This is a genomic window from Chlamydiota bacterium (assembly GCA_016178055.1).
In the GTDB taxonomy this organism is placed as follows: Bacteria; Auribacterota; JACPWU01; order JACPWU01; family JACPWU01; genus JACOUC01.
Map to the genome: position 1 here is coordinate 23,242 of JACOUC010000025.1, position 9,930 is coordinate 33,171.

The window sequence follows — 9,930 nt, forward strand, 5'->3', positions numbered from 1 at the left end:
TAGCAATAAAATCTTGTACAAATGGGCAAGCAATAGAAATCAAAAATCAAAATGCAAAAATCAAAATGACAAATCAAAATTTAAAAATGTACCTTCTCAAAAGTTTTTCATTCACGAAATCTGATGAGAAATGCGGGCCAGCTCCTTGGGTATTCATTCAAGGAAAAATGTTTAGAGTTGAAGGTTCAAAGGTCGAAGAAGAAAGCAATGAACCGACGACGAGAGGGGAGTCCACCGGAGTGAAACGGAGGTGGACAGGGGAGAACAGTTGGTCTCCCCTAAGAATCAATTCCTTATTAGGGAAGGAAAGCACGTGAAAGGAAACTGTGAGGTTGCCTTTCACGGGAGGCGGCAACGAAGTTGGCGACGACGTCGTCGGCTAATCCCGACAGGTGGCTCAGTTCAATTGCAGATTTTGGATTGCGGATTTCGGAATTTTAAAGTCACTGAATAAAAAACTAACCCCTCCGCCTCCCCTTAAATAAGGGGAGAGAAAAAAGATGATGCAGAGGTGATTCCCCTCTTATTTAAGAGGGGTTAGGGGAGTTAAAGACTTAATATTTCTTTCTCAAATTTGACGGCAGAATTTTTAATTCTTTTCGATATTTAGTAACGGTTCTCCGCGCGACATCAATTCCTTTTGATTTTAAGGTTGCGACCATTTCTTGATCGCTTAAAGGATGAAGGGAATCTTCCTTTGCAACCAATTCCCCTACCGTCTCCTTAATATTGGTTGTAGAAATATCTTCTCCGGATTGAGTCTGAAATCCAGGCGTAAAGAAATACTTCATTTGAAAGAGTCCTTTCGGAGTCGACATGTGCTTTCCCGCAATGGCTCTAGAAACCGTTGATTCATGAACTCCAATCAGTGTTGCTACTTCTTGCATGGTGAAAGGCTTTAAAGAGGAGACGCCGTGTTCGAAGAAACCTTGCTGTTCTTTGACGATGGTTTGAGCAATATTAAAAATCGTTTGTTGACGCTGTTGAATGTTTTTAATCAACCACTTTCCGCTCTTGACCTTCTGACGAATATAGTCTTTTGTTTGTGATTCAAGACCTTTATCTCCCATCAGGCCTCGATAGAGATGGCTGATTCTTAAATGGGGAATGCGTTCATCATTCAGGACCACAACAAATTCATCTCCGACTTTTTCTACAATAATATCGGGAGTCACATATTGAGTACGCTCCTGGTCAAAAATTCGTCCAGGTTTGGGTTCCAAAGTCCCAATCATTTCCGCTCTCTTTTGAACATCTTTCAAAGGGAGATTAAGTATTTTAGCAATCTGAGCAAAATTTCTTTTTCCAAGTTCCTCTAATTGACTCTCAACGATTCTTGCCTCGATACTTCCAGCTTTTCCGAGGCGGGCGAGTTGTAGGAGCAGGCATTCCTTTAGATTTCGTGCCCCAACTCCAACGGGGTGGAATGTCTGAATCATTTGGAGGGCTTTTTCAAGCGACTCAATCGATTTTCCGGAAAGTTGCGCCAGTTCTTCAAGAGAGGTTGTGAGATAACCATTTTCATCAATATTCCCAATCATCAATTCTCCGATTGACAGATCTCCATCCTGATTTGTAAAGGCCCTCCACTGTTTTAGAAGATGTTCTTCAAGTGATTCAGGGTGGGTGATGGATTCTTCATAAAAACGTCTTTTCTTCTCGTCATCTTCGCTCAGACGAGAAAAGCTTCCACTTTGGCGGTAATACTCTCTCCACTCGTCATCCATCTCGACTAAACGACTGAATTCATCATCAAAATCAACTTCAGGGTCCTTAGGATCTGTGGCTTCTTTTTCATCGTTTAGATTTTCTTCTCGATCAATTTCTTCAAGAACAGGATTTTCCGTCATTTCCTGCTGGACCAGCGTCGAAAGTTCCATCATGGGTAATTGGAGAAAGTGGATGGCTTGCTGCATCTGAGGACTCATGACGAGCTTTTGAGTTTGTTTTTGAACTTGTTCGAGTCGAATAGCCATAAAAAGATCTCCAAGGGTTATTATAGCATTTTTAATGCCATTTTGCCTGGATTTTGGAAGGAAAAATTAATTTTCTCTTTCTCGAACCATCTGAAGGATTTCTTTCAAGGTATTTGCTTTTGGCCCAAGGAATTCAATCGATTGGTAAGCTTTTTGAATGTTTTCTTCGACCATTTTTTTTGAGGCTTCGATCCCGAAGAGGGATGGGTAGGTTGCTTTTTTTAATTCAGCATCTTTACGAACGGCTTTCCCCATTTTTTTTGCGTCTCCTAAAACATCTAAGAGGTCATCTGTGATTTGGAAGGCGAGCCCTAAAGATTGGCCATATTGGCTTAATTTTTTAAGGATTTCTTTAGACGCTCCTGTGAGAAGTGCACCGGCTTTAACGGATATCTCAATAAGGCGGGCCGTTTTATGAATATGAATATAGCGAAGTTTTTCGGGTGTGACTGATTTCCCTTCGAAGGCCAAGTCAACCACTTGCCCTCCCACCAGACCATCTGCCCCTGCAGCCGAGGCAATTTCTTGAATGGCGTTGATTTTAAATTTTGGGGGAATATTTTTTGCTTGAGCCATCCACTCGAAAGCTAAAGTTAAAAGACAATCCCCACTTAAGATAGCAAGGGCTTCTCCAAAAACTTTATGGTTCGTGGGACGCCCTCTGCGGAAGTCGTCATCATCCATACAGGGAAGATCATCATGGATGAGGGAATAGGTATGGATGAGTTCTAAAGCACAGGCAAAGGGGATTACCGAATCTTCATCTTTCCCCAAGGCTTCGCAACTTGCAAGACAAAGGACAGGGCGAAGCCTCTTCCCTCCGGCTAGGACGGAATAGCGCATCGATTCATAAAGAGTGGGAGGTTCTTGGCCCCCATCTTTTAGATAGTGTGCAAGGGCTTCATCAATTTTCTTCCGTTTTTGATCAAAGGTATGACTCATAAAATACAGTTTAAGGTTTAAGGTTTAAAGTTCAAAGGAAAAAATCCTCGCCTCTTAAATCTTTGAACTTTGAACTTTAAACTTTGAACTGTCTTTGCTTTGATTCTCTGTTTTTTCTTTAAACCTTAAACTTTAAACTTTGAACTGTTTTTCTAAAATCAATTGCACGAATGAGTTAAAGATTTAGCTAAAAAAAATATTTATTTTCCTGGTTTCTTTCTTCATGATGCGCTATATTAAAAAATGAAGGAAATGGCTAATATTATTTTCCCAAAACCCTACGGGTCCTAGATGTTGTTATTTAGGAGCGAGGGTTTTTTAATTTGATGGTCCCTCAATTTTGATGATAAGGAGAATGGAGTTAACATGAAGAGGTTCTATCTTTTTCGATGGGTTTTCTTAATCTTTTCTTTTATCATTTTTTCGAGTTCTCTTCCAGCGACCGTTGTATTGAAAATGGGCGTAAAGGAATTGGCGAAGAACTCCTGTTCAATCGTTATCGGGGAAGTAGAGGAAATTAATAAAGAGTTAGAAGAAATTCCTCAGGGAGAAGGAGCGCAAGTGTTAAATACGACTTTGGACGTTCGAGTCGAGAAAATTCTAAAGGCTTGTTCGAGTGTTAAAGAAGGAGAAGTGATAAGGGTCAGTCGAGTTGGGGGAAAAATTGGAGAATGGGACATGAGAGTACCCGGGGCGCCGACTTTTCAGAATAAGACGAAGGTGTTGTTGTTTTTATCCGAAATGCCCCAGACCGCAGAGCATGTCATCTCTGGGTTTTCGCAAGGAAAATTTAGAATTGTGAAGGATCAAGAAACTGGAGAAGAAGTCGCGGTGCAAGCCAAAGAGGCAAAGGGTTTGTTATTGGTAGATGAAACAAGCGGAAAAGGGGAAAAAGGAAAAGAGGGGATGAGGATAAAGTTAAAGGAGTTGGAGGAGGAGATTCGTAATACAGTTTAAGGTTTAAAGTTCAGAGAAAAACAGTTTGAAGTTCAAAGAAATAAAAAATTAATGGGCAGAAGGGTGAAATGTTCGGATGAAAAAGGGTTCAAGAATTTTAATCATTAGTTTTTTTATTTTACTTGTAGGCGCAGTTTATAGTTTTGGTTTTTCATTTCTTTATTTTGTCAGTCCTTCCAACGCCTATCGATTTCAAAGTCCCTCAAACATTCCTTATCGCATTAGCTCGTCTTACTTAGGAGGAAACTCTTCTAATATTCAAGCAGTTCGTAATGCCTTTGGAACTTGGGATGCCAATAACACCTCCTTAAATTTTAGCGAGGTCGGTTCTAACGAAAAGATTTATGTCTATTCTCAAAATCAGGGGGGAGGCGGAGTTCTAGCCTATACTCAGCCTTATATCTCTGGAAAGACCATTTACTATTGCTATGTTAATTTTAACTCTTATTACTCTTGGTCTACCAATCCCTCGAAAGGTCAATATGATATTGAGCGAGTGGCTGTTCATGAATTTGGACATGTGATAGGGCTGGATCATCCGGATCAGGCGGATGATCAAGGGAAAAATTACAATTGCTCTTTTCAAACAGTGAATGCCAGTGGCCAAGAGATTATGAATTCAACTGTTGCGTCAGGAACTCAATCTCATAGCCTCACTCAGGATGAGTTGTGTGCCCGGGATTATCTTTATCCTTATAGTACAGATACAACAGCGCCAGCGACCGTGAGTGATTTATCTTGGTCCAAAACTTCTTCGACCATGATTGATATGGTTTGGACAGCTCCAGGGGATGACGGCTATTCAGGGACGGCATCTTCCTATGATATTCGTTGGTCCAATTCACCCATCAACAGTTCTAATTTTTCAAGTGCCAATTCCCTATCGGGAACCCCGTCTCCGGTCTCCGGAGGGACGACTCAGCACTTGACCGTGTCAGGTTTTAGTAACAGTCAGCTCTACTATTTTGCCATGAAGGCGACAGATGATTATTCCAATACATCGGGTATGTCGAATGTGATTACGGTTGATTTAATTAATCCGGCAGCGGTGAGTAATTTAACGGCAAGTAATCCAACCATCAATTCGATCAAACTTCAGTGGACAGCCGCAGGGGATGATGGGAATTCTGGAACTGCAAGTTCCTATGATTTAAGATATTCGACAAGTTCAATCAATGCCTCCAATTTTTCATCTGCAACTCAAGTGAGTGGCCTTTCTAGTCCTCAATCAGCGGGTGCGACCGAGACATTCACGGTTACGGGTTTGGCTCAAGGTACAACTTATTATTTTGCCTTGAAGGTTTCAGACGAAGTGCCCAACACCTCTTCCATTTCAAATGTGGTTTCAGTGACCACACAAAAAGATTCGGATGGGGATGGGTTGTCCGATACCGATGAAACCAATATCTATGGCACCAATCCCTATGATGCGGACACGGATGATGATAGTTACAATGATGGGGTAGAAGTCAAGGCAGGAACAAACCCCTTAAGTGCGTCAAGCTATCCGGCGGAGATACGAATCACAGTCGATAACAACTACATTTTATACGTTAATGGGACACAGATAGGATCAGATGGGGACTGGACAACCGTCGAGACCTACTATGCAAATCTACAACCTGGAGGAACAATAGCGATACAAGGGACAGATGCAGGCTGGATTGCAGGAATCGCATGCCAGATAAAATACGGGACTAACCTCCAAGTCTCGGACTTCACATGGCAAGTGGCGAAAAGCGCAGCCAATAACTGGCAGAGCTTGACCTATGATCATTCATCATGGGGAGGAGCCACAGAAACATATAAAATGGGAGAAGGGCCGTGGGGGACGACCGTATCGAGTTCCTTTGATTCCAAAGTGAACTGGATCTGGACAGGGGATGCGTATAATGACGACCAAGTCTATCTCTACACAACATTCGACCCCAATCGCAATGGAATGATAAATTTTAGTACCGACAACAACTTTGAACTCTTCAAAAACGGGACAAAAATATTGACAGGGACTGACTGGTCAGACGTCAAACACTATCCGACCTCAATTGCAGTAGGAGATACAATCGCGGTTGATGGGAAAGATGAAGGAGGGATCGCCAGCGTCATAGGAGAAATCATATGGAAAGACACAAACGGAAATAAAAAAAGCATTGTTACGGATGGAACATGGAAACTCTCGACGAATTACATCTCAGGATGGGAACAGACGAGCTACAATGACAGTGGATGGGGAAATGCAAGCATCAGTGCTAATCTTGGGGACTCTCCGTGGGGAAGCTCAGGCACATTGGGCTCGATCTCGAGTCAAGCGAAATGGATTTGGGCCTCGGACATGAATAACATCAATGAGATATGGTTAAGGAAAACCATCACCAACTCGACCCTAACGCAAACAGGAGACAACAGTATCGAAATATATGTCAATGGAATCAAAATAGGAGAGGGAGGGGACTGGTCAAAACCCCAAGCCATAGATATTAACCTCCAGAATGGGGATGTCATTGCTGTGAAAGTCATAGACCAAGGGGGAATGGGAGGATTTCTGGGATCGATTAACTACAATGGAACCCTCCTCGTCACTAACCCGACATGGAAAGGATCGAGGGGACCGTACAATGATCTTAGTTGGACCCAGAAAGGATATGATGACAGTTCATGGACGAGCGCCATCTCAAAGGGCTCGAATGGCATTAGTCCCTGGGGAACGCTGAGCACGATAGACTCTACAGCCCAATGGATTTGGGTGGGGGACTTTGAGAATGAAGACATAGCTTACTTCCGATTCACCATTGGAAATAGCAACACCCCGACGGGAGTGACCACAATGCAATTTACAGCGGATGACCATCTCATCTTTTATCTCAATGGAGAACGTATGGCCACGAATGACAATTGGTCGCAGCCACAAACCTTAACCTTGACTCTAAAAACGGGAGATATTCTTGCCTTTGAAGGGGAGGACAAGGGGTATAAAGCGGGGCTATTATTCAGTGGGACAGGCTCCTACAACATCGTGTCAGACACGAGCTGGAAAATCTCCACAGTTGAACAAACAGGCTGGAACACAAAAACCTTTAATGACAGTGCATGGTCGAGCGCCTCAGACTATGGAGCCTATGGAAGTTCTCCCTGGGGGACTAATGTCTCAGGGTTCACGAACACCAATGCCCATTGGATTTGGTCTGGCAACAACACCACAGGATCAGCCAATATTGATACCCCGGTTTATTTTAGAAAGGTGGTGGAATAGTAAAGACAGTTTAAGGTTTAAGGTTCAAAGTTAAAGGATTAAAACTAAAAATCTTTTTCTTTTGACTCTGAACTTTTTTTCTTTGAACCTTAAACTTCAAACTTTGAACTGGTTTTCTTTGAACTTTGAACTTTAAACTGTCTTTTAATCCGTCGTCATAACTTCTGTTTTTTCTAATCGAGAGATGAGAATGACTGATAACACAATGAGTCCTCCCCCAACGATCGATAAAATAGTTGGAATTTCTTTCCAAATCAATCCTCCCAATATCATGGAAAAAAGGACAATGCTTGAAGAATAGGCGCTGGTCGCTGCGGTTGACCCCTTTTGATAGGCCTCAGTCATTAAGATTTGGGCGAGGGTTGCAAAGGTACCGGTTCCTGTTAGGTAAAGGGCTTCAAGAAGATTCGGAATTCTAAAAGAGGTCCAAGCCACGGGGATTGCTAACGCAGTTGAAATCCAGATAAAATAAAAAACAATGGTGAGAGAAGAATGATCCCTTCTTAGAGAACCAATCGAAAGATAAGCCAGGGCCGCAAAAACTCCAGAAATAAGTCCAATCCAGGCACCTTGAATGTTGATTCCTGAGTGGGGATCAACAACAAAAATGATTCCGATTAATCCTAAAAGAATAACGGCAAAAATTTTCCAATTCGTTTTTTCTTTGAGAATAAATGGGGCAAGGATGGCAACAAAAAGAGGTGAGGTATAATTAAGCATGACCGCTGTGGCAAGCGGGATTTTGGTAATGGCCCAGAAATAGAGGCTAAGTGCAAGGAACCCTGCGATGCCTCGAGTGGCAAGAATCTGCGGACGTTGGCCTAAAAAGCGAGCTTTTTTGAGAATCATAATGGGTAGAATTAAAATAAGACCCACAAGGCTTCGAAATAAAACAACTTCTGAGACCGGAAGCGTTTGGCTTGCAAAACGGACGCAAACGCCCATGAGGGCAAATAGAAAAGAAGAAGTGATCATTAAAATAGCACTGAGATTCATTTTTGAATAATGTTTTTTCATTGAAGCACCACAAAGGAAGACCCTGGTCCACAGTCGACAGTCAACAGATTAAAGAAAGTTTTTTTCTGTGGACGATGGACTGTGGACTGTGGACGGTTGTTAAAGATCATCGATGACTTAAAACTCCTCTTTTCTTGCAATAGATTGCAATTTTACAAAGGCTGCAAAAAGGAGAGATGGGTCGACAGAGATTCTGTCCGTAAGGAACCAATAAGTCGTTATAAATTTTCCAATAAGGCTTAGGAAGAACTTTCATCAATGCGAATTCACTCTCGTCCGGGGTTTTCGTTTTGATGAGGCCTAATCGATTAGAAATGCGATGAACATGTGTGTCTACACAAATGCCATCTTGATTAAATCCCAAGGTGATGACCAAATTAGCTGTTTTTCGCCCGACTCCTTTTAGGCTAAGTAGCTCGTCCATTTTGTTAGGAACTTTTCCTTGAAATTGAGTGAGTAAAGTTTTAGAAATTTCTAGAATTGTTTTTGCTTTTGTCTTGTAAAAGCCAGCAGGATAAATCAACTTTTCAATTGCTGGTGGATTTAGCTTGAGCATTTCTTGAGGGGTAGAGGCCTGGGCGAAAAGTCTTTGAGAGGCCAGATTTGTCACCTCATCTTTGGTTCGTAGACTGATGAGGCAGGAGATAAGGACTTTAAAGGGATCTTGAGATTCATTGGCCACAATACCCACGGCCGGTGTTTTCCACTGGCGAATTTCTTTTTTTAGAATTTGGATGATTTTGTCAATGGGGTCCATAAAAATTCACAAATTAAAGTTTCCTACCAAAAACTTTTTTTAGTTGGGTGCTCATGCATAAATTAGACTGTATCTTAATTTATACGTGTGCGAATTAGAGTCAATTAGAAAATAAACAAATTTTCATCATTCTCTCTTGAAAGATTTGAAGGATCATGGGATCGTGGTGAACGGATAAAAACCAGTTCAAAGTTTGAGGTTCAAAGTTCAAAGGAAAAACTTGAGAAATGCTTAAAGTAAATGAGATTTATAAAAGTATTCAAGGAGAGTCTAGTTTTGTAGGGCTTCCTTGTGTTTTTATCCGATTGACCGGTTGTCCTCTAAGATGTGTGTGGTGTGATACCGCTTATGCCTTCGAAGAAGGAAAAGAGATGACGGTAAGTGAGGTTGTCCAATCCGCAAAATCTTTGGGTCTTTCTCTGGTTGAATTGACAGGCGGGGAGCCTTTATCTCAAAAGGATGCTTTTCCTTTAGTCAAATCCTTACTCGGTCATGGATGTCAGGTTTTGGTCGAGACCAGTGGCGCCGTTTTGGTGACAGAGCTTGATCCCCGGGCTGTGAAAATTATGGATATCAAGTGTCCTGGGAGTGGTATGATGGAGACGATGTTATGGGAGAATTTAAATCATTTGACCGGTCAGGACGAATTGAAGTTTGTGATTAAAGATAAAAATGATTTTGATTGGTCTTGCAGCATCATTGAAAAGCATCGTTTGCAGGATCGAAAGATTTTATTTTCTCCAGTTTTTGGTGAGCTTGAACCGAAGCTTTTATCAAGCTGGATTCTCGAAAAAAATATAGCGGTGCGCATGCAACTTCAAATTCATAAATATATCTGGGATCCTGATGCAAGAGGGGTGTAGTTAGAAACAGTTTAAAGTTCAAAGTTTAAAGTTTAGTGCGCCAAGCAAGCCAACAAAAGCAAGCCGAAATAAGGAGCCTGAGTAAAGGCTAACCACCGACTCAGAACTGAACTCTGCACTTGGAGAGGCAACGAACCGAGTGAAGCCAGAGGGAAGGAGATTGACGAC

7 protein-coding genes are annotated in these 9,930 nt (G+C 41.9%); 3 read left to right on the forward strand and 4 right to left on the reverse strand.

Annotated elements, in window-relative coordinates; genetic code table 11:
- Positions 1-554: 554 nt before the first annotated feature.
- Entirely contained in the window at positions 555-1,976 is a 1,422-nt protein-coding gene (rpoN, locus tag HYS07_03390) for an RNA polymerase factor sigma-54 (GenBank protein ID MBI1870218.1), read from the reverse strand.
- A gap of 66 nt (positions 1,977-2,042) precedes the next feature.
- A complete protein-coding gene (locus tag HYS07_03395; protein MBI1870219.1) occupies positions 2,043-2,918 on the reverse strand; it encodes a polyprenyl synthetase family protein in 876 nt (291 codons plus the stop codon).
- Positions 2,919-3,284: 366 nt separating this feature from the next.
- Here HYS07_03395 and HYS07_03400 point away from each other — a divergent pair, with 366 nt between their 5' ends.
- Entirely contained in the window at positions 3,285-3,875 is a 591-nt protein-coding gene (locus HYS07_03400) for a hypothetical protein (protein ID MBI1870220.1), read from the forward strand.
- Between the two features lie 76 nt (positions 3,876-3,951).
- Positions 3,952-7,125, forward strand: a complete 3,174-nt coding sequence (locus HYS07_03405) for a fibronectin type III domain-containing protein (protein MBI1870221.1) — start codon at positions 3,952-3,954, stop codon at positions 7,123-7,125.
- Positions 7,126-7,269: 144 nt separating this feature from the next.
- Here HYS07_03405 and HYS07_03410 read toward each other — a convergent pair whose 3' ends face one another.
- The gene (locus HYS07_03410; protein MBI1870222.1) at positions 7,270-8,142 is read right to left on the reverse strand and encodes a DMT family transporter; all 873 of its coding nucleotides are present in this window, start codon (positions 8,140-8,142) and stop codon (positions 7,270-7,272) included.
- A gap of 106 nt (positions 8,143-8,248) precedes the next feature.
- Positions 8,249-8,899 carry an endonuclease III gene (locus tag HYS07_03415; protein ID MBI1870223.1) on the reverse strand — a complete coding sequence of 217 codons (651 nt, stop codon included), beginning with the start codon at positions 8,897-8,899 and terminating at the stop codon, positions 8,249-8,251.
- A gap of 227 nt (positions 8,900-9,126) precedes the next feature.
- Here HYS07_03415 and HYS07_03420 point away from each other — a divergent pair, with 227 nt between their 5' ends.
- Positions 9,127-9,762 (forward strand): radical SAM protein, encoded by a 636-nt coding sequence (locus tag HYS07_03420; protein ID MBI1870224.1) that lies wholly within the window; start codon positions 9,127-9,129, stop codon positions 9,760-9,762.
- Positions 9,763-9,930 lie beyond the last annotated feature (168 nt).

What these genes read in the sequence shown, in the direction of transcription:
- rpoN (MBI1870218.1), bottom strand. Translation starts at nt 1,976, where the DNA reads ATGGCTATTCGACTCGAACAAGTTCAAAAACAAACTCAAAAGCTCGTC.
- HYS07_03410 (MBI1870222.1), bottom strand. Translation starts at nt 8,142, where the DNA reads ATGAAAAAACATTATTCAAAAATGAATCTCAGTGCTATTTTAATGATC.
- HYS07_03420 (MBI1870224.1), top strand. Translation starts at nt 9,127, where the DNA reads ATGCTTAAAGTAAATGAGATTTATAAAAGTATTCAAGGAGAGTCTAGT.
- HYS07_03395 (MBI1870219.1), bottom strand. Translation starts at nt 2,918, where the DNA reads ATGAGTCATACCTTTGATCAAAAACGGAAGAAAATTGATGAAGCCCTT.
- HYS07_03405 (MBI1870221.1), top strand. Translation starts at nt 3,952, where the DNA reads ATGAAAAAGGGTTCAAGAATTTTAATCATTAGTTTTTTTATTTTACTT.
- HYS07_03400 (MBI1870220.1), top strand. Translation starts at nt 3,285, where the DNA reads ATGAAGAGGTTCTATCTTTTTCGATGGGTTTTCTTAATCTTTTCTTTT.
- HYS07_03415 (MBI1870223.1), bottom strand. Translation starts at nt 8,899, where the DNA reads ATGGACCCCATTGACAAAATCATCCAAATTCTAAAAAAAGAAATTCGC.